We start from the raw sequence: 19,502 nt of genomic DNA on the forward strand, positions 1-19,502 counted from the left end.
CCGGGCAGCGGCCATCCTCAGGCCGACGGGCAGGGCATGAAAATAGGTAAAAAGTTGGGGGTGTACGCCACAAGGGCCGCGCCATGCACGCGCAGGCGCTGAACCTGTTGCGGCGAGCACCTGTCAGACCATCACATTTCCCAGGCAATCTCCGCAACCAATCTTTCATCCTCGCGACTGGTTACCTTTCGCCCCCGTGTATAAGGTATAGGCATTGCGGTAAATGGACAGGAATCCTCCATGCGTCTCTTCAATATTCTGGCAGCCGGTTGCCTGGCCCTGATCTCGGCCACTGCCCAGGCTGAAAATGTCACCGGCCTTTACCAGGTGCGCGAGCCGGTGACAGGGCAGGGCGCCGAAGCCCGTGCCGCGGCTACCATCCAGGCTCTCGATACCCTGGTAACGCGCCTGACCGGCGACCCCAAGGCGGCGCAAAGCCCGGCATTGGCCGCTTTGCGCAAGGACCCGCAGCAAATCATCAACCAGGTCGCCAGCGAAGCCGGGCCACCCGAATCGGTGCTGGTCGAGTTCGACCCTGGCAGTACCGAACGGGCCTTGCGCAAGGCCGGCCTGGCATTGTGGGGCAGCAACCGACCCTCGATTCTCGGCTGGTGGCTGAACGACAGTGTCGAAGGCAGCAACCTGGTAGGTGACGGCCAGGCCAGCGCCCAGCCCCTGCGTCGTGCCGCCCAGCACCGTGGCCTGCCGTTGCGGCTGCCGCTGGCCGACCTGCAGGAGCAATTGGTGGCCAATGCCGAGCAGATCGAAGGCAGTGACCCTGCGGCGCTGCGCGAAGCCTCAGGGCGCTACGGCGCCGATGCCTTGCTGGCGGTGCATGCCCGGGAAGCCGACGGCAAATGGCAGGGCAAATGGCAGCTTTGGCTGGGCGACCAGCGTGAACATGGCACTGCCGAGGGTGCCGACCCGGCAGCACTGGCCGACGCCGTGATGCTGGCGCTCAGCAGCAGCCTGGCGCCGCGCTACGTCACCCGCCCGGGCGCCAGCAGCCAGTTGCAGGTGCAAGTGCAGGGGATGAACCTGCAGCGCTACGCCGAGCTGGCCCGCGTGCTCGAACCCTTTGGCCCGCGCCTGCAGATGGCCGAAGGCAGCACCCTGACCTACGGCGTGACCGCCAACCGCGAACAGCTGCGCGCCCAGCTTGGCCTGGCCAAGCTGCAGGAAGTACCGGTAGAGCAGGCGCCCGCTGTGCAGCCCCCTCCAGCTCCGGCAGACGCTGCCGGCGCTGGGCAACCAGTGCCGGCCCAGCCAGCACCCAAGCCGTTCGACGGTTTGCGTTTTCGCTGGTAAGAGGAGCACACCGTGACCGACGTACGTCGTTGGATCTGGCTGGGCGTTGCCCTGCTGGTCGCCGTGCTGCTTTACAGCCTGCACAACATTCTTACCCCGTTCCTGGTCGGCGTGCTGCTGGCCTATCTGGCCGACCCGCTGGTTGACCGCCTGGAGCGCCTGGGGCTGTCGCGCACCTGGGGCGTAGTGGTGGTGTTCGGCCTGTTCACCTTGCTGTTGCTGGCCTTGCTGCTGGTTTTGGTGCCGCTGCTGGCCAAGCAGCTGGTGCGCCTGTACGAACTGGCGCCGCAGATGCTCGACTGGCTCGAGCACGTGGCGCTGCCCTGGGTGCAGAGCCGCCTGGGCCTGGCTGACGGCTTCTGGAAGTTCGACAAGATCAAGGCCGCCATCGGCACGCACATGGGCCAGACCACCGATATCGTCGGTGTGCTGCTGTCCCATGCCACTGCCTCGAGCCTGGCGCTGATGGCCTGGCTGGCCAACATGGTGCTGATCCCGGTGGTGGGTTTCTATCTGCTGCGCGACTGGGACCTGATGATGGCCAAGCTGCGTGGCCTGCTGCCGCGCCAGCGTGAGCCGCAAGTGATGGGCCTTGCAGGCGAATGCCATGAGGTGCTGGGGGCGTTCGTGCGCGGGCAATTGATGGTGATGGTGGCCCTGGGCATCATCTATTCGGCCGGGCTGATGCTGGTGGGGCTGGAACTGGGGCTACTGATCGGCATGCTCGCCGGGTTGGCTGCCATCGTGCCGTACATGGGTTTCATCATCGGCATCGGCGCGGCCTTGGTGGCTGGCCTGTTCCAGTTTGGCGGCGACCTGTACCCGATGCTGGGTATCGTCGCAGTGTTCATGGTCGGCCAGGCGCTGGAAGGCATGGTGCTGACCCCGCTGCTGGTCGGTGACCGCATTGGCCTGCACCCGGTTGCGGTGATTTTCGCGATCCTGGCCGGCGGTGAGCTGTTCGGCTTTACCGGGGTGTTGCTGGCGCTGCCGGTGGCGGCGGTGATCATGGTGCTGCTGCGGCATGTGCATGACTTGTACAAGGAATCGGACATGTATGCCGGGGATATCGACCCGGAGTTGTGATCCCAGGGCCGCCTTAATGCCGGCCAGTTAAGAAAATTGGGGCCGCGTTGCGGCCCTTCGCGGGCTTGCCCGCTCCCACAGATGTGTCGCTGAGCCCATGATTTACGCGCCCCCTGTGGGAGCGGACAAGCCCGCGAAGGGTTGCAAAGCAGCCCCAAAATAGCCAAAAAAAGCGCAACTCATTGATTTTACTTGTGCTATCCGCTGCCGTGATTGTGCGCCCCGCGCTGCGGGTATAGACTTTGCACATTGTTCACCAAAGGCCCCCTGCGGTCCTGTCGACCGCCCGCGAGCATGAAACCACCGATCCAGTTGCCCCTGGGTGTGCGCCTGCGCGATGACGCCACCTTCATCAACTACTATCCGGGCGCCAATGCTGCGGCATTGGGCTACGTCGAGCGGCTATGCGAAGCCGACGCCGGCTGGACCGAGAGCCTTATCTACCTGTGGGGCAAGCAAGGTGTTGGCCGTACCCACCTGCTACAGGCCGCTACCCACCGCTTCCAGCAACGCGGCGAGCCAGCCGTCTACCTGCCGCTGGCGCAATTGCTCGATCGTGGCGTAGGGCTGCTCGACTACCTGGCCCAGTACGAACTGGTGTGCATCGACGACCTGCACGTGATCGCCGGCAAGGCTGACTGGGAAGAGGCCATGTTCCACCTGTTCAACCGCCTGCGTGACAGCGGCCGGCGCCTGCTGCTGGCCGCCTCGGCATCGCCGCGCGAACTGCCGATCAAGCTGCCGGACCTGAAGTCGCGGCTGACCCTGGCCCTGGTGTTCCAGATGCGTGGCCTGTCCGATGAAGACAAGCTGCGTGCCCTGCAACTGCGTGCTTCGCGCCGTGGCCTGCACCTTACCGACGAAGTCGGCCACTTCATCCTCACCCGCGGGGCACGCAGCATGAGCGCGTTGTTCGACCTGCTGGAACGCCTCGATCAGGCCTCGTTGCAGGCACAGCGCAAGCTCACCATCCCTTTCCTCAAAGAAACCCTGGGCTGGTAGCCCCGAAAACGCTGGGCCAGAGCGGCAAAACGAAAAAGTCACATCTTTTTCGATAAAATTTGCAAATGGCCATGATAGAGGGCATAGTTTCACCCTTCTAAAGGATTACAGACACGGTCGTGCCCATGCTGAAGCGCTTCGCACCCCTCGTGCCACTCGCACTCGTGACCCTGCTTTTTGGCTGCGCGGCCCAAGGCCCAGCTTCTCATTCAGAGCTGCAGTCCCAGGATCACTCCCCGATCGCCGCACAATCGGCCTTCAAGGCCAAAGCCTCCTCCTCGTCGGTATTCGGCGAGCCGGAAGAGCTGGCTACCGAAGATGACCTGGAGGCCTTCTCCAGCAGCAAGCCTTACCAGTTGCCAGCTCTGGCTGACAGCATTCTCGAGCGCGGCATGTCGCTGATCGGCACTCGCTATCGCTTCGGCGGTACCTCGGAGAAGTCCGGCTTCGACTGCAGTGGTTTCATCGGCTATCTGTTCCGCGAAGAGGCGGGTGTGACCCTGCCGCGTTCCACGCGTGAAATGATCAACGTCGATGCCCCGAAAGTGGCCCGCAACAAACTCAAGCCAGGTGACCTGCTGTTCTTCAGCACCAATGGTCGCGGCCGAGTCAGCCATGCTGGCATTTACCTGGGTGACAATCAGTTCATTCACTCCAGCAGCCGCCGCAGCGGTGGTGTGCGCATCGACAGCCTCGGTGACCGCTACTGGAGCAAGACCTTCATCGAAGCCAAGCGTGCCTTGGCCATGGCGCCGACCACCAATATCGCGCGCAACTGATAGCAAAATGATGTACCCTGCCGCGGCGGCGATGCTTTGAAAAAAGCTCGCCGCCGTGCGCATTTATAGAAAGCGTCTAATCTAATTTCTCAACTCTTTTCGGCTGCGGCCCAGCGGACTCAGACAGGATGTTCTGGCCATGGTAAAGATGGCGCGCTTCGCATTTCTCTCCTTGGCAGCCTTGCTGGCTGCCTGCTCCAGCCGTGCGCCTGCGCCGGCCCCTGTGGTACAGCCGCAGGTAACCTATAGCCAGCCCAGCCCTTCGCCGATTGCCGATGACGTGCTGATGCGTGCCATCGGCCTGGTGGGCACGCCTTATCGCTGGGGTGGCAATACGCCGGACTCCGGTTTCGATTGCAGTGGCCTGATCAAGTACGTCTATCGTGATGCTGCCGGCATAAGCCTGCCGCGTTCGACGCGTGAGATGATCGTAATGCGCGCGCCAACCGTGGATGCCAAGTCGCTGCAGTCCGGCGACCTGGTGTTCTTCGCCACCAGTGGCGGCTCGCAGGTCAGCCATGCGGGCATCTATGTCGGGGAAGGGCGCTTCGTGCATGCACCTTCCAGCGGTGGCACGGTGCGTCTGGACTACCTGTCCAACAGTTACTGGGCCAAGGCTTACCTGCAGGCCAAGCGCGTCATTCCGCAAGGGCATCTGGCGCAGAACCCCTGAGGACAGGCGGGGCTTTGCTCACCCGCCAGACCACGTTGCCGACATCATCGGCTACCAGCACGCCGCCACGCCCGTCGGTGATTACGCCGACCGGGCGCCCTTGGGCCTTGCCATGCTCATCCAGAAAACCGGTAAGCAGGTCTACGGGCTTGCCCGAGGGCTTTCCTGATGGGTCGAACGGTACGAAAATCACCTTGTAGCCACTGTGTGGCTTGCGGTTCCACGACCCGTGCTGGCCCACGAATGCCCCTTGTTCGAAGGGCGGTGGTAGCCCGTTCGGTTCGGCGAATGCCAGCCCTAGCGATGCCGTGTGTGGGCCTACGGCGTAGTCGGGCACCAGCGCCTGGGCTACTTTTTCAGGCGCTGGCGGTTGCACGCGCTCGTCCACGTGGCGGCCGTAGTAGCTATAGGGCCAGCCATAGAAACCGCCGTCCTTCACGGAAGTGATGTAGTCCGGTACCAGATCGCTACCGATCTCGTCACGCTCGTTGACTGCCGTCCACAACGTACCGCTGTGCGGCTCCCAGGCCAGGCCGTTAGGGTTGCGCAGGCCGGTGGCGAACAGGCGGTGCTGGCCGCTGGTGGGGTCCACTTCCCAGATCGCGGCGCGTCCCTGTTCCTTGTCCATACCGTTTTCGCCTACGTTGCTGTTGGAGCCGACCGTCACGAAAAGCTTCTTGCCATCAGGGCTGGCGATCACGTTCTTGGTCCAGTGGTGGTTGAGCGGCCCGCCTGGCAACTCGACCACTGGCTGGCCTTCATTGCGAATTTGCATGGCACCGGGCTCATAGTGAAAGCGCATCAACCTGTCGGTGTTGGCGATATACAGGTCCTTCCCGACCAGCGCCATGCCGAACGGTGAGTTGAGCTCTTCGATGAAGGTCGTACGGATTTCAGCCACGCCGTCGTGGTCGGCGTCACGTAACAGGGTAATGCGGTTTGCGCTGGGTACGCCTGCGCCTGCCCGCTTCATCACCTTCTTCATGACCCAGCCGCGCAGGCCTTTGCCATCTTCGGGCTTGGATGGGGCATTGGTTTCGGCTACCAGGACGTCGCCGTTGGGCAGCAGGTATAGCCAGCGAGGGTGGTCGAGCCCGCTGGCGAATGCTTTCACCTGAGTGCCTGGTGCTACCTCGGGCTTGGCGTCCTTGGGCCAGCCCACTGCCGGGGCGATATTCACGGTGGGGAGGGTTGTCTTGACCGGAGCAGGCAGCTGGGGGGTTGGACCACTGCCGTCGAGTACATTCAGCAGGGCGGTTTCGCCGCAGGCAGTCAGGCTGGCGGCCAATAACCAAGGCGTCAGGTGTTTCATGGGGCGGCGTCCTCCTAACAGGGCCTATGAATTGAGAGGTCGGTGACATTCGCCAGGTTCCCGGCAACTTTCCAACTGCCGTTGCCGTTGCTTTTGCTTCTAAGCGCGCGATAGTTCAGGCGCCACCGATTGCGACTTCAGGAGGCCGAGCGAAGGGACTGCGGAGGGAGGTGACGGGCATGGATGCCCGTCAAGCGCTGAGGCCCCATGGATGGGGCCTGCAGCGCGTACTCCCGGGAGCAGGCCCGTAGCGAGGGGACCCCGGAGCGCAGCGTAGGGGCCGGATGATAGGAGCCAGCGTTTTTTGGTTACTTTTTGTCGCGTTTGACAAAAAGTGACCCGCCGTAAGGGCGGAAAGGTGATTAAGCGCCACCTTCGAAAATGAATGTTGACCTTGTTGTTGATGCCCACGCTTGAAAGCGAAGAGCGAAGAGCGAAGAGCGAAGAGCGAAGAGCTGAAAAAGTACTGGTCTTGATCGCGCGCATAGTCCATTTACGATGGCGACGCATACTCACCTTTTCGCCCTTACGGCGAGTCACTTTTTGTCAAACGCGACAAAAAGTAACCAAAAAACGCTGCGCTCCCATCATCCGGCCCCTCCGCTACGCTACGGGGTTCCCTCGCGCCGGTCTTGCTCCCGGGAGTACGCGCTGCAGGCCCCATCCATGGGGCCTCAGCGCTTGACGGGCATCCATGCCCGTCACCTCCCTCCGCAAGACCTCTGCTCGGCCTCCTGAAGTCGCGAAGATCAAGAGCAAGAGCAAGAGCAAGAGCAAGAGCAAGAGCAAGAGCATGCAGGTCTGGTGGTGACTCAATGTGCCAGTGAGATGCGCTGTGGCGTCGGGGCGAGACCAAGAATCAGATTTAACACCTTTCTTGTAGGCCGTTTCCCAAAGATACTCTTAACACCTATTCTCCGTTGCGCGCGCCAAATGCGGCCTCTAGTCTCGGCATGTCGTTGACCTTCAATGACCGGGTTAGCCGCCCGAAATCGTCAGACACCGCAGCTGAGCAATACCGAGTAATCGGCATTGACGCCTTATGGCGGCTGTGCGTGGGGCACCTGCGGGTGCGCCGGGTGCCTGACGTCCCGGTCGGCTAACCCACGTACAGCTGCCACCATACTGTTTAGCCGCGGTTGGTGGTCGCTTCACTACGACAGGAGCCTTAAATGACCACCGAAGACACGAAATGCACAGTCGGCAAAACCATATTCTTTCAAGGTGAAAACCAGACCCACCCCCTGTTCCGCATCGAACCCGGCATCTCCTGCCAGAACGCCCGCGAACAAGCCTCGGAATTGATCGGCTATGCGCGGGACCTGACCATCGACGGCCTGATGGAAGACAAGCCAAAGCTGATCTGGGCCGCGCACTACCTTTGCGCCTTGGGCAAAGCGCTGCTGGATGATGCCGAACTCGGCATGATGCGTTAGGACCTGAAACGCGCGCAGGCCATTCGCGGCGCGGGCCGCGCTCTCATGGAGCCGCATATAACTGAAAGATTTAGCAGGGGCTCTGTGGGAGCGGGCGCGCCCGCGAACACCGGCGCAGCCGGTGCCAGCCACCGCGTTGGGTTCTTCGCGGGCACGCCCGCTCCCACAGAAGCCACGTCGCCCGGCCCGAGCCGAAGTTGCTTCAAGCCTGCTTGAGCAACAACGCCACCCCCGGGAAATACTGCCCCAGCTCGTTGTGCAACTTGCGGTAGGCATACGGGAAGTACCAGGCGATGGCACAGGCGGTATGTTTCTGCAGATCGTCGACCAGGTCCTGCAGTTCCTCGGGGCTGGCATGCTGGCCAGCCTTCCACGGGCTGATGAACAGCGCACCAGCTTTCAACTGGCTGGGGTAGGCCACCTGGCGCGCGAGGGCAGTGGTTTGCTGCAGGGCGTCGGCCATGTCCAGCCTCGCGATTCTTGGCCAGCGCTGACTGACACTGAGGTACAGCGCTTCATCGGCACTGCTGATCGACAGGTCGCAGCGCCCTTCGTGTTCACCTTCGTCGCGCTGCTTCTTGCCGGCAAACTGCTGCAGCGCCGCCAGTTCGGCTTGCCAGGCCGCTGCGGCAAGCAGCCCCGTATTGGCGGCGGCGCCATGCCAGTAAGGTGCTTCGGCATCGCCAGCAAACTGGTTGAAGCGGTCGATACAGTCGCCCCAGCGCTCCAGCACCGGGGCAAGAAACTCCAGGCGCGGGTTGTTGATGATCTGGCCTCGCATGCTGCGCTCTCCTGTTGTAGTTGTGATCGCGTTCAGCTGAAAGTGATGGCTATGTGATATCACTGTATTCAGTGTGGCACAACCAGGTGAATTGGCCATTACCCGGGCGGTGCCTGTTCGACTGCAAAGCGGCCCGCTTCGATTGACGCTCCCGGTGCAACCCTCTAACCTTCGCGCGTGTTTCAGGTGCCCTGCCAGCCCCGACTGGGCAGGGTGAAACTGGGAAGCCGGTGGGTGCCAGCATGGCGCGATTCCGGCGCTGCCCCCGCAACGGTAGGTGAGTCACGGCCGCGCAGGGCCACTGGGTGCAAGCACCCGGGAAGGCGCGCAGGCCTGGGCCAAGGCCCGCTCACAAGCCCGGAGACCGGCCTGATACTGCCAACGGCATCACGGAGGGTGATGCGCGGTGCACCGTGGCGTACGGCCACGGCCCCTGCGCGTTCTCCGTCTGCCCGCCTTTTACCTGTCGCCGCGCGTTGCCGTGGCGCCAGCCAGCGGAGAACCCTGATGAGCGAATCCACCGAACGCGACGAACGCCACCTGGCGCGCATGCAGCGCAAGAAGGCGATCATCGACGAACGCATCGCCAATTCCCCCAACGAATGCGGCCTGCTGCTGGTGCTGACCGGCAACGGCAAGGGCAAGAGCAGCTCGGCCTTCGGTATGCTCGCGCGCGCCCTGGGCCATGGCATGCAGTGCGGTGTGGTGCAGTTCATCAAGGGCCGCAACAGCACCGGCGAAGAGCTGTTCTTCCGCCGCTTCCCCGAGCAGGTGCGCTACCACGTGATGGGCGAGGGCTTTACCTGGGAAACCCAGGATCGCCAGCGCGACATTGCCGCCGCCGAAGCAGCCTGGGCCGTTTCGCGCCAGTTGCTGCAAGACCCGAGCGTGCAGTTCGTGGTGCTCGATGAACTGAACATCGCCCTCAAGCACGGCTACCTCGACCTTGACCAGGTGCTGTCCGACATCCAGGCCCGCCCACCGATGCAGCATGTGATCGTCACTGGCCGTGCCGCGAAACCCGAGATGATCGAGCTGGCCGACACAGTGACCGAAATGGGCATGCTCAAGCACGCCTTCCAGGCCGGTATCCGTGCACAGAAGGGCGTGGAACTGTGAGCCAGCCGCGCCAGTGCCCTGCCGTGCTGATCGCGGCGCCGGCCTCAGGCCAGGGCAAGACTACTGTCACCGCTGCCTTGGCCCGGCTGCACCGCAACCTCGGGCGCAAGGTCCGGGTGTTCAAGTGCGGGCCCGACTTTCTCGACCCGATGATCCTTGAGCGGGCCAGCGGCGCGCCGGTGTACCAGCTCGACCTGTGGATGATCGGCGCCGATGAAAGCCGCCGCCTGCTGTGGGAAGCCGCCGGCGAGGCCGACCTGATCCTGATCGAAGGGGTGATGGGGCTGTTCGACGGCACGCCGTCCAGCGCCGACCTGGCGCGCCACTTCGGCGTGCCGGTGCTGGCGGTGATCGACGGCACGGCCATGGCCCAGACCTTCGGCGCGCTGGCCCTGGGCCTGGCACGCTACCAGGCGGACCTGCCGTTTGCCGGTGTGTTGGCCAACCGGGTGGGCAGCCTGCGCCACGCGCAACTGCTGGAAGGTAGCCTGACCGAAGGCCTGCGCTGGTATGGCGGCTTGTCCCGCGAGCGCGGTATAGAGCTACCCAGCCGCCACCTGGGGCTGGTCCAGGCCAGCGAGCTGAACGACCTGGACGCTCGCCTGGATGCCGCTGCCGAGGCGCTTGGCGCCAGTTGCGATGCCGCCTTGCCGCCGCCAGTGACCTTTGCCGAACCCGAGCCGCAAGCCACTACCGCCTCGTTGACCGGTGTGCGCATTGGCGTGGCGCGGGACGAGGCCTTTGCCTTCACCTATGGCGCCAACCTCGACCTGCTGCGCAACCTGGGCGCGCAGCTGGAGTTTTTCTCGCCGCTGCATGACCGCGAACTGCCAGCAGTGGACAGCCTGTATCTGCCAGGCGGTTATCCCGAACTGCACCACCACGCCCTGGCTGCCAACGCGCCAATGAGCGAGGCGATCCGTGCCCATCACGCCCAGGGCAAACCGTTGCTGGCAGAGTGCGGCGGCATGCTGTACCTGCTTGATGCCCTGACCGACGTGGTCGGCGAGCGTGCCGAGCTGCTCGGCCTGCTGCCGGGCGAAGCGACCATGCAGAAGCGCCTGGCTGCCTTGGCCCTGCAGGCGGTGGAACTGCCGGAAGGCACCCTGCGCGGTCACACCTATCACCATTCGTTGACCAGTACCGTACTGGAGCCGATCGCACGTGGTCTGAGCCCCAACGGCGGGCGTGGCAACGAAGCGGTGTATCGTCTGGGTCGGCTGACGGCTTCCTACGTGCACTTCTACTTTCCCTCCAACCCTGATGCGGCGGCGGCGCTGTTGCGACCATGAGCGAACACGCCTACAGCGACGCCGAGCGCGCCGCGATCTATCGGGCCATCGGCGAACGCCGTGACATGCGCCATTTCGCCGGTGGCGAGGTAGCCCCGGAACTGCTGGGCCGCCTGTTGGCTGCCGCGCACCAGGCGCCCAGCGTCGGGCTGATGCAGCCCTGGCGTTTCATCCGCATCACCCAGCGCGACCTGCGTGCGCGCATCCAGGCCTTGGTGGAAGCAGAGCGGGTGCGTACCGCCGAAGCGTTGGGCGAACGCTCCGACGCCTTCATGAAACTGAAGGTGGAGGGCATCAATGACTGCGCCGAGTTGCTGGTGGCCGCCCTGATGGACAACCGCGAGCCGCATATCTTCGGCCGCCGCACCCTGCCGGAAATGGACCTGGCATCGCTGGCCTGCGCCATCCAGAACCTGTGGCTGGCAGCCCGTGGCGAAGGCCTGGGCATGGGCTGGGTGTCGCTGTTCGACCCGCAGGCGCTGGCGGCGCTGCTGGGCATGCCGGCCGGGGCCAAGCCGGTCGCGGTGCTGTGCCTGGGGCCGGTAACCGAGTTCTACCCGGCACCGATGCTGGTGCTGGAAAACTGGGCCGAGGAACGGCCCTTGAGTGAAATGCTCTTTGAGAACCAATGGGGAGAGCGCCAATGAGCGTGGCCTTGCTGACCGTGGCCGGGGTGGCCCTGGATGCCTTGCTGGGCGAACCGCAGCGGCGCCATCCGCTGGTAGCCTTCGGCAACATGGCCAGTAACCTCGAGCGCCGCCTGAATGCAGGTGGGCGCGGCTGGCGCAGCCACGGGGTGAGCGCATGGTTCCTGGCCGTGGTGCCGCTTACCCTGGTGGTACTGATCCTCTCCTGGCTGCCGTACATCGGCTGGCTGGTCGACGTGCTGGCGCTGTACTGCGCCGTCGGGCTGCGCAGCCTGGGCGAACACGTGTTGCCAGTGGCCAGTGCCTTGCGCCAGGGTGACCTGCAAGAAGCGCGGCGCCGTGTGGGCTACCTAGTCAGCCGCGAAACCCGTGAACTGGACGAACCTGCGGTTGCCCGGGCGGCCACCGAATCGGTACTGGAGAATGGCAGCGATGCTGTATTCGCCGCGCTGTTCTGGTTCGTGGTCGCCGGCGCGCCGGGCGTGGTGCTGTACCGCCTGAGCAACACCCTGGACGCCATGTGGGGCTACCGCAACGAGCGCTTCGAACGCTTCGGCTGGTGCGCGGCGCGCGTCGACGATGTGCTCAACTATATTCCCGCCAGGCTGGTGGCGTTGACCTACGCGCTGCTGGGCAAGACCCGCCTGGCCCTGGCCTGCTGGCGCAAGCAGGGCCCGCTGTGGGACAGCCCCAATGCCGGGCCGGTGATGGCCGCCGGTGCTGGTGCGTTGGGGGTGGAACTCGGTGGCCCGGCGGTGTACCACGGCGAGCTGCATGAGCGGCCACGCCTGGGTGACGGGCCAATGGCCGACGCCGACGCCATCGATCGTGGCTGGGGCCTGGTGCAGCGCGGCGTATGGCTGTGGCTGCTGGTGATCTGCCTGGGGGCCTATATCAATGCTTGAACACGGAGGCCGCCTGCTGCGGGCGGTACGGCAATACGGCATCGCCCGCGAGCAGTGGCTCGACCTGTCCAGCGGCATTGCGCCATGGCCTTTCCCGATTCCACCGATCCCCATGGAGGCCTGGGCCCGCCTGCCGGAGACCGAGGACGGCCTGGAGGACGCCGCGCGTGCGTATTACGGCGCCCGCCAATTGCTGGCGGTGGCCGGTTCCCAGGCCGCGATCCAGGCCTTGCCGCTGTTGCGCGCAGCCGGCCGGGTAGGGGTGTTGACGCCATGCTATGCCGAGCATCCATACGCGTGGCAACGGGCGGGGCACCAGTTGCTGGAGCTGGATGAAGCGCAGGTCGAGGCGACGCTCGACAGCCTCGACGTACTGGTGCTGGTGAACCCCAACAACCCTACCGGCCGCCGGGTGCCGCGTGAACGCCTGCTGGATTGGCACATGCGCCTGGCCGCCCGCGGTGGCTGGCTGCTGGTCGATGAAGCGTTCATGGACAACACCCCGGCGCAAAGCGTGGTCGATTGTGCCGAGCGCCCGGGGCTGATCGTGCTGCGCTCGTTCGGCAAGTTCTTCGGCCTGGCTGGTGTGCGCCTGGGGTTCGTTGCCGCCGAACGCAGCCTGCTGCTGCGCCTGGCCGAGTTGCTCGGCCCGTGGACTGTCAATGGCCCGACCCGGGTGCTGGCCCAGGCCAGCCTGGCCGACCACGTCGCCCAGCGTGTGCAGGTCGAACGCTGCGCTGCCGCCAGCCAGCGGCTGGCTATGCTGTTGCGCAGCGCCGGCCTGGCGCCCAGCGGTGGTTGCGATCTGTTCCAGTACGTACGCAGCGAGCACGCTGCGCAACTGCATGACTTTCTCGCCCGCCGCGGCATCTTGGTGCGGCTGTTCGAGCAGCCGCAGGCGATACGCCTGGGGCTGCCAGCCTGTGCGGCGGACGAACAGCGCCTGGCCCAAGCCCTGGCGGCCTATCAGAAGGAAACGGCATGACCACCCTCATGGTGCAAGGCACCACCTCCGACGCTGGCAAGAGCACGCTGGTGACCGCACTGTGCCGCTGGCTGTTGCGCCAGGGCGTCGGCGTGGTGCCGTTCAAGCCGCAGAACATGGCGCTGAACAGCGCGGTGACCGCCGATGGCGGTGAAATCGGCCGGGCCCAGGCGGTGCAGGCCCAGGCCTGCCGGCTGCAACCACACACCGACATGAACCCGGTGCTGCTCAAGCCCAACAGCGACACCGGCGCCCAGGTGATCATCCATGGCCGTGCCGTTACCAGCATGAACGCGGTGGCCTACCACGACTACAAGGCTATCGCCATGCAGGCGGTGCTGGCTTCGCACCAGCGTCTGAGTGCTGCCTGGTCGGTGGTCATGGTCGAAGGCGCGGGCTCGCCGGCAGAGATCAACCTGCGTGCCGGTGACATTGCCAACATGGGCTTTGCCGAAGCGGTGGACTGCCCGGTGATCCTGGTTGCCGACATCAATCGTGGTGGTGTGTTCGCCCATCTCGTCGGCACCCTGGAACTGCTATCGCCCAGTGAGCAGGCGCGGGTAAAGGGCTTTGTCATAAACCGCTTCCGCGGCGACATCGCCTTGCTGCAGCCGGGGCTGGACTGGCTGGAACAGCGCACCGGCAAACCGGTACTGGGCGTGCTGCCGTATGTTAACGACCTGCATCTGGAAGCCGAAGACGGCATCGACGCACGCCAGGGGGCAAAGGCCGAGCGCGTGCTCAAGGTGATCGTCCCGGTGCTGCCGCGTATCAGCAACCACACAGACTTCGACCCACTGCGCCTGCACCCCCAGGTGGACCTGCAGTTCATCGGCCCGGGCCAGCCGATCCCGGCCGCCGACCTGATCATCCTGCCGGGTTCCAAAAGTGTGCGCGGCGACCTGGCGCAACTGCGTGAGCGCGGTTGGGACAAGGCCATCGACCGGCACCTGCGCTATGGCGGCAAGCTGATCGGGATCTGCGGTGGCCTGCAGATGCTGGGCCGCGAAGTGCATGACCCGCTTGGTCTCGAAGGGGCTGCTGGCTCCAGCCCGGGGCTTGGCCTGCTCGATTACGCCACGGTGCTCGAAGCCGAGAAGCAACTGCGCAACGTTGCCGGCACACTGAACCTCGAAGCAGTCCCGGTTGCCGGTTATGAAATTCATGCCGGCGTCACCACGGGGCCTGCCGTGGAGCAGCCAGCCGTGCAACTTGCCGATGGCCGTTGCGATGGTGCTGTCAGTGCTGATGGCCAGATACTTGCCACCTACCTGCACGGCCTGTTTGAAGGCAGCCAGTCGTGCGCGGCGCTGCTGCGCTGGGCTGGGCTGGATGATGTGCAGGCCGTCGACTACCAGGCCCTGCGCGAACGCGATATCGAACGCCTGGCCGACCTGGTGGAAAAGCACCTGGACACCGCGCGCCTGCGCCAGCTCTGTGGGGTGGCCTGACATGCTCAACCTGATCCTCGGCGGCGCCCGCTCGGGCAAGAGCCGCCTGGCCGAACGGCTGGCCAGCGCCAGTGGCCTGCCGGTGACCTACATCGCCACCAGCCAGCCGCTGGATGGTGAAATGAACGAACGCGTGCTGCTGCACCGCCAGCGTCGCCCCGATGGCTGGGGGTTGATCGAAGAACCCCTGGCCCTGGCCGCGGTACTGCGCGCCGAAGCGGCCGAAGGGCGATGCCTGCTGGTGGATTGCCTGACCCTGTGGCTGACCAACCTGCTGATGCTCGAAGACGACCAGCGCCTGGCCGAGGAGCGTGATGCGCTGCTGGCCTGCCTGGAACAGTTGCCGGGCACGGTCATCCTGGTCAGTAACGAAACCGGACTGGGCGTCGTGCCCATGGGCGAGCTGACTCGTCGTTATGTCGACCTGGCCGGCTGGCTGCACCAGGCCGTGGCCGAACGCTGTCAGCGCGTGGTGCTGACTGTGGCCGGCCTGCCCCTAATGCTCAAAGGACCTGCACTATGATCCAAGCCTGGTGGCGTGACGCCTGCCAACCTATCGACAACGCCGCCATGGACCAGGCCCGCGTCCGTCAGCAGCAGCTGACCAAACCTGCCGGTTCGCTAGGCCAACTGGAAGGATTGGCCATTCAGCTGGCCGGCCTGCAGGGGTGTGAACGGCCGACCTTGGATAACGCCGCAATCAGCATTTTTGCCGGTGACCACGGCGTGGTCGAGGAAGGCATCTCGGCCTACCCGCAAGCGGTGACCGGGCAGATGCTGCGCAACTTCGTCGGTGGTGGCGCGGCAATCAGCGTGCTGGCGCGCCAGCTGCAGGCGAGTCTGGAAGTGGTCGACCTGGGCACCATCGACCCGCACCTGGAACTGCCTGGCGTGCGCCATCTGCGCCTGGGCGCCGGTACCGCCAACTTCGCCTGCCAGCCAGCAATGACCGAGAGCCAGCTGCAGGCCGCCCTGCAGGCTGGCCGCGATAGTGCCCTGCACGCCGCCGAACAGGGCGCGCAGCTGTTCATCGGGGGCGAGATGGGTATTGGCAACACCACGGCTGCCGCTGCCCTGGCCAGCGTGTTGCTCGGCTGCCCGCCGGCTGAATTGAGTGGCCCGGGTACCGGCCTGGACCACGCCGGGGTGCGGCACAAGGCCGAGGTCATCGAGCGTGCGTTGAGCCTGCATGGCCTTAGCGCCAACGATCCATTGCAGGCACTGGGCTGTGTCGGTGGTTTCGAGATCGCGGCCTTGGCCGGTGCCTACATTGGCTGTGCGCAGGCGGGTATCGCGGTACTGGTGGACGGCTTCATCTGCAGTGTCGCCGCGCTGCTGGCGGTGCGCCTCAACCCGCAGTGTCGGGCCTGGTTGCTGTTCGCCCACCAAGGCGCAGAGCCTGGGCACAAAGCCTTGCTCGACGCCTTGCAGGCCGAGCCGTTGCTGGCCCTGGGCCTGCGCCTGGGCGAGGGCAGTGGGGCTGCCCTGGCCGTACCGCTGTTGCGCCTGGCCTGTGCGTTGCACGAGCAGATGGCGACCTTCGCCGAGGCTGCGGTGGCGGACCGCCCGGCATGATCCTCGACCTGCTGCGCCATGGCGAAACGGAACAGGGCGGCCTGCGTGGCAGCCTTGATGATGCCTTGACCGACAAGGGCTGGGCGCAGATGCGTCAAGCCGTGGCCGAAGCCGGCCCGTGGGAGGTGCTGGTCAGTTCGCCGCTGCAGCGCTGTGCGTGTTTTGCCGAGGAACTGGGCGAGCGGCTGAACCTGCCTGTGCAGCGCGAAGCGGCATTGCAGGAGCTGCATTTTGGCGACTGGGAGGGCCGTAGTGCGGCGCAGATCATGGAAGACCAGGCGGACGCGCTGGGGCGCTTCTGGGCGGACCCTTACGCGTTTACACCGCCCAATGGCGAGCCGGTCGAGGCGTTCGCCGAGCGTGTGCTGGCGGCTGTCGAGCGCCTGAGCCAGCAGCATGCTGGCAAGCGTGTGCTGCTGGTCACCCATGGCGGCGTGATGCGGCTGCTGCTGGCCCGTGCCCGTGGTTTGCCAAGGGCGCAGTTGCTGCAGGTCGAAGTCGGCCACGCTGCGCTCATGCGATTGGTGCCGGGTGACGACGGCCAGTGGGTCGAGGGGCGCTGACATGTTGCCGTTGTGGATTGCCTTGCAGTTTCTCAGCAGCCTGCCGGTGAGTCTGCCGGGCATGCCGGCGCCGCGCGAGGTGGGGCGCTCGCTGCTCTGCTACCCGCTGGTCGGGTTGCTGTTCGGCCTGTTGCTGTGGCTGGCCAGCTACCTGCTGCAGGGCACGCCTGCGCCGCTGCACGCGGCCCTGCTGCTCACGTTGTGGGTGTTGCTCAGTGGCGCCTTGCACCTGGATGGCCTGGCGGACAGCGCCGACGCTTGGCTTGGCGGTTTCGGTGACCGCGAACGCACCTTGCTGATCATGAAGGACCCACGTAGCGGGCCGATTGCCGTGGTCACCCTGGTGCTGGTGCTGTTGCTGAAGTTCTGCGCTTTGTGGGTGGTGGTCGAGCAGGGCATTGGCGCACAGTTGCTACTGGCACCGTTGATCGGGCGGGCGGCGATGCTCGGGCTGTTCCTGAGTACACCTTATGTACGGCAGGGCGGTTTGGGGCAGGCGCTGGCCGAGCACCTGCCCCGGCAGGCGGCCGGCTGGGTGCTGCTGGGCTGTGTGCTTTTCTGCCTGGTCCTGGGCGGGTGGATCGTGGTGCTGGCGTTGGCGGTGTTTGCCTGGTTGCGGCACCTGATGTGCCGGCGCCTGGGCGGGACTACCGGCGATACCGCTGGTGCAATGCTGGAGTTGCTCGAACTGGCCGTGGTGCTGGGGTTGGCGTTGGGCCTCTGAGCCTTGCTCTGGGCCCTGCAGGAGCGCAATCAGATGTGTCTGTAGGGCGTTTCTGAGCCTAACGTGTCGGTAAATTCCTGAAAAAACTCAGCAAGAACCGGCATCTTTTCACTGGCGTATGCTTGCCCCTCCCGCAAACTGTCGAGGAGTGTCGGCACCATGCGTCATGTCATTCTTGCTGCGTTTTTGTTGGCCATGGGGCCTGCCGCCGTGGCAGCCGATCTCATGGCTTTCTGGAACTACCCCCGCCACGGTGGCAACAGCTTCAACCGGCTGCCACCTGACCAAGCCTACTTCGACGCCTTGAGCGGTTATGGCGCGACCTGGGTGCGGCTGTCCTACGACAAATGGCAGCCGGCGGAACGCGATTTCCTCATCGGCGATGCCGATGCCTACCAAGGCCTGCCTGCCGCCGACCTGGCCACGCTGCGAGCTACCCTCGACCGCGCCCACCAGGCCGGCCTCAAGGTGGTCATCTCACCGCTCTCGTTACCCGGCATGCGCTGGTCGCAAAACAACCAGGGCCAGTTCGACGACCGCCTCTGGCAGGACAAACGCTACTGGTTGCAGTCTGCGGCCTTCTGGCGGGATCTGGCCCGTGAGCTGAAAGGTCACCCGGCCATCGCCGCCTACAACCTGGTCAACGAGCCCGCTCCGGAGAAGCACGGTGGCCTGGCCGAGCATGCCGACCTTGGGCGAATGCAGCAATGGTATGCAGGGCAGCAGGGCAGTGCGCGTGATCTGCCGGCTCTGTATCGGCAGTTGATAGCGGCCATTCGCGAGGAGGACGCGGACACGCCGGTCATGCTCGATGCCGGCTGGTTCGCCGCCGCCGACGCCTTCGGTTACTGGCCGGCTCCCCTGGAAGACCAGCGGGTGCTGTACAGCGTGCACATGTACGAGCCCTATCTGGTGACCAGTGCACCGAACATGACGCGCAAGCAACCCATCGCCTATCCCGGCCCGGCACCGTTTGCGGGGCAGACGCAGCAGTGGGATGGCCAGCGTGTGGCGCAATACCTGCGCCAGCCGCTGGATTGGGCTGCGGCCATGAACGTGCCCCGCTCGCGGCTAGTGGTGGGTGAGTTCGGCTGCATGCGCAGGCTGCCGGGCTGCCGGCAATACCTGGAAGACGTGCTCAGCGTGCTGGATCGCCACCGGTTGCACTGGGCCTTCTACAGCTTCCGTGAAGACAACTGGGATGGCATGGACTACGAACTGGGCTCGACCAAGGTGCCGTGGCGCTATTGGCAGGCAATCGAGCAGGGCACTCCAGACCCGCTACCGCGCAAGGCCACGGTTGAGTTCGAGCCGATTCGCAAGCGGCTGAACCCAGGCTGAGGTGTCTGACAGTCGTGAAAACTCTTGCAACACAGATGACGCGGGTATATACACGTATCCATGTTGACCAGTGAATGCATCTGCACCCATCTGCGTCGCGCCGCCCGTGGGGTGAGCCGGCATTACGACGAGGCCCTTGCCAGCTTTGGGGTCAATGTCGCCCAGTTTTCCCTGTTGCGCCATCTGCAGCGGCTCGATCGTCCTAGTATCACCACCCTGGCGGAGGCCATGGGCCTGGAGCGCAGTACCCTGGGCCGCAACCTGCGGGTGCTGGAGGCTGAAGGGCTGGTGGCCTTGGCCGATGGTGACGACCAACGCAACCGCGTGGTGCTGCTGACCGAGGCCGGTACCCAATTGCTGCACGCGGCCCATCCGGCCTGGGAACAGGCACAGGCAGAGTTGGTGGAGCGGCTGGGGGCAGGGCAGCGGGATGAACTGGTCCGTTTGCTCAATCAGCTGGCTTGAAATTGATACGACTATAAGCGGGTATATACCCGTAAAACCTTGCGATGTGCTGGAGATA

20 protein-coding genes and 1 riboswitch are annotated in these 19,502 nt (G+C 64.8%); of the genes, 18 read left to right on the plus strand and 2 right to left on the minus strand.

Annotated features, from left to right (window positions below):
- The first annotated feature begins 240 nt into the window (after positions 1–240).
- The 5 genes from QN085_RS06165 (at position 241) to QN085_RS06185 (ending at position 4,848) form a co-directional block, all read left to right on the plus strand.
- On the plus strand, positions 241–1,308 hold the full coding sequence (locus QN085_RS06165) for a DUF2066 domain-containing protein (RefSeq protein WP_013971367.1): 1,068 nt from the start codon (positions 241–243) through the stop codon (positions 1,306–1,308).
- 12 nt (positions 1,309–1,320) lie between these two features.
- Positions 1,321–2,394 carry an AI-2E family transporter gene (locus QN085_RS06170; protein ID WP_015269237.1) on the plus strand — a complete coding sequence of 358 codons (1,074 nt, stop codon included), beginning with the start codon at positions 1,321–1,323 and terminating at the stop codon, positions 2,392–2,394.
- A 294-nt stretch (positions 2,395–2,688) separates the two neighbouring features.
- Positions 2,689–3,396 (plus strand): DnaA regulatory inactivator Hda, encoded by a 708-nt coding sequence (gene hda / locus QN085_RS06175; RefSeq protein ID WP_013971369.1) that lies wholly within the window; start codon positions 2,689–2,691, stop codon positions 3,394–3,396.
- A 125-nt stretch (positions 3,397–3,521) separates the two neighbouring features.
- Positions 3,522–4,175, plus strand: coding sequence for a C40 family peptidase (locus tag QN085_RS06180; protein ID WP_023663125.1), 654 nt, complete (start codon positions 3,522–3,524; stop codon positions 4,173–4,175).
- Between the two features lie 139 nt (positions 4,176–4,314).
- Positions 4,315–4,848, plus strand: coding sequence for a C40 family peptidase (locus QN085_RS06185; RefSeq protein WP_013971371.1), 534 nt, complete (start codon positions 4,315–4,317; stop codon positions 4,846–4,848).
- Here the strand turns inward: QN085_RS06185 and QN085_RS06190 are convergent.
- The gene (locus QN085_RS06190; RefSeq protein ID WP_013971372.1) at positions 4,814–6,160 is read right to left on the minus strand and encodes a PQQ-dependent sugar dehydrogenase; all 1,347 of its coding nucleotides are present in this window, start codon (positions 6,158–6,160) and stop codon (positions 4,814–4,816) included. The two genes, QN085_RS06185 and QN085_RS06190, sit on opposite strands and share 35 nt — an antisense overlap.
- 1,172 nt (positions 6,161–7,332) lie before the next feature.
- Between QN085_RS06190 and QN085_RS06195 the strand changes: the two genes are divergently transcribed.
- Complete coding sequence (locus tag QN085_RS06195; protein ID WP_112252663.1) at positions 7,333–7,596, plus strand: DUF3077 domain-containing protein; 264 nt, start codon at positions 7,333–7,335, stop codon at positions 7,594–7,596.
- A 202-nt stretch (positions 7,597–7,798) separates the two neighbouring features.
- On the opposite strand, the gene QN085_RS06200 is transcribed toward QN085_RS06195, so the two are convergent.
- Positions 7,799–8,377: a hypothetical protein gene (locus QN085_RS06200; RefSeq protein WP_015269242.1), complete on the minus strand. Its 579-nt coding sequence runs from the start codon at positions 8,375–8,377 to the stop codon at positions 7,799–7,801.
- A 167-nt stretch (positions 8,378–8,544) separates the two neighbouring features.
- Positions 8,545–8,764: riboswitch (cobalamin riboswitch) on the plus strand.
- Positions 8,765–8,884: 120 nt separating this feature from the next.
- On the opposite strand from QN085_RS06200, the gene cobO reads away from it, so the two are divergent.
- The 12 genes from cobO (at position 8,885) to QN085_RS06260 (ending at position 19,444) form a co-directional block, all read left to right on the plus strand.
- Positions 8,885–9,496 carry a cob(I)yrinic acid a,c-diamide adenosyltransferase gene (cobO, locus tag QN085_RS06205; protein ID WP_013971375.1) on the plus strand — a complete coding sequence of 204 codons (612 nt, stop codon included), beginning with the start codon at positions 8,885–8,887 and terminating at the stop codon, positions 9,494–9,496.
- Positions 9,493–10,788, plus strand: a complete 1,296-nt coding sequence (locus QN085_RS06210; protein ID WP_196184208.1) for a cobyrinic acid a,c-diamide synthase CobB — start codon at positions 9,493–9,495, stop codon at positions 10,786–10,788. The genes cobO and QN085_RS06210 overlap by 4 nt, the downstream gene beginning before the upstream one ends.
- Entirely contained in the window at positions 10,785–11,435 is a 651-nt protein-coding gene (bluB, locus tag QN085_RS06215; protein ID WP_085593449.1) for a 5,6-dimethylbenzimidazole synthase, read from the plus strand. Before QN085_RS06210 ends, bluB begins: the two co-directional genes overlap by 4 nt.
- Positions 11,432–12,340: an adenosylcobinamide-phosphate synthase CbiB gene (gene cbiB, locus QN085_RS06220; RefSeq protein WP_196184209.1), complete on the plus strand. Its 909-nt coding sequence runs from the start codon at positions 11,432–11,434 to the stop codon at positions 12,338–12,340. Before bluB ends, cbiB begins: the two co-directional genes overlap by 4 nt.
- Entirely contained in the window at positions 12,333–13,325 is a 993-nt protein-coding gene (gene cobD, locus QN085_RS06225) for a threonine-phosphate decarboxylase CobD (protein ID WP_024086410.1), read from the plus strand. Before cbiB ends, cobD begins: the two co-directional genes overlap by 8 nt.
- Entirely contained in the window at positions 13,322–14,776 is a 1,455-nt protein-coding gene (locus QN085_RS06230; protein WP_024086411.1) for a cobyric acid synthase, read from the plus strand. The genes cobD and QN085_RS06230 overlap by 4 nt, the downstream gene beginning before the upstream one ends.
- Before the next feature lies 1 nt (position 14,777).
- Positions 14,778–15,299 (plus strand): bifunctional adenosylcobinamide kinase/adenosylcobinamide-phosphate guanylyltransferase, encoded by a 522-nt coding sequence (cobU, locus tag QN085_RS06235; RefSeq protein WP_024086412.1) that lies wholly within the window; start codon positions 14,778–14,780, stop codon positions 15,297–15,299.
- The gene (gene cobT, locus QN085_RS06240; protein WP_285689930.1) at positions 15,296–16,351 is read left to right on the plus strand and encodes a nicotinate-nucleotide--dimethylbenzimidazole phosphoribosyltransferase; all 1,056 of its coding nucleotides are present in this window, start codon (positions 15,296–15,298) and stop codon (positions 16,349–16,351) included. Before cobU ends, cobT begins: the two co-directional genes overlap by 4 nt.
- Complete coding sequence (locus QN085_RS06245) at positions 16,348–16,914, plus strand: histidine phosphatase family protein (RefSeq protein WP_013971383.1); 567 nt, start codon at positions 16,348–16,350, stop codon at positions 16,912–16,914. The genes cobT and QN085_RS06245 overlap by 4 nt, the downstream gene beginning before the upstream one ends.
- Before the next feature lies 1 nt (position 16,915).
- On the plus strand, positions 16,916–17,638 hold the full coding sequence (locus QN085_RS06250; RefSeq protein ID WP_013971384.1) for an adenosylcobinamide-GDP ribazoletransferase: 723 nt from the start codon (positions 16,916–16,918) through the stop codon (positions 17,636–17,638).
- A gap of 225 nt (positions 17,639–17,863) precedes the next feature.
- Entirely contained in the window at positions 17,864–18,979 is a 1,116-nt protein-coding gene (locus tag QN085_RS06255) for a glycoside hydrolase family 5 protein (RefSeq protein ID WP_169775177.1), read from the plus strand.
- 60 nt (positions 18,980–19,039) lie between these two features.
- A complete protein-coding gene (locus tag QN085_RS06260) occupies positions 19,040–19,444 on the plus strand; it encodes a MarR family winged helix-turn-helix transcriptional regulator (RefSeq protein ID WP_013971386.1) in 405 nt (134 codons plus the stop codon).
- Positions 19,445–19,502 lie beyond the last annotated feature (58 nt).

Source organism: Pseudomonas sp. M2(2023), assembly GCF_030263955.1.
GTDB lineage: Bacteria > Pseudomonadota > Gammaproteobacteria > Pseudomonadales > Pseudomonadaceae > Aquipseudomonas > Aquipseudomonas asiatica.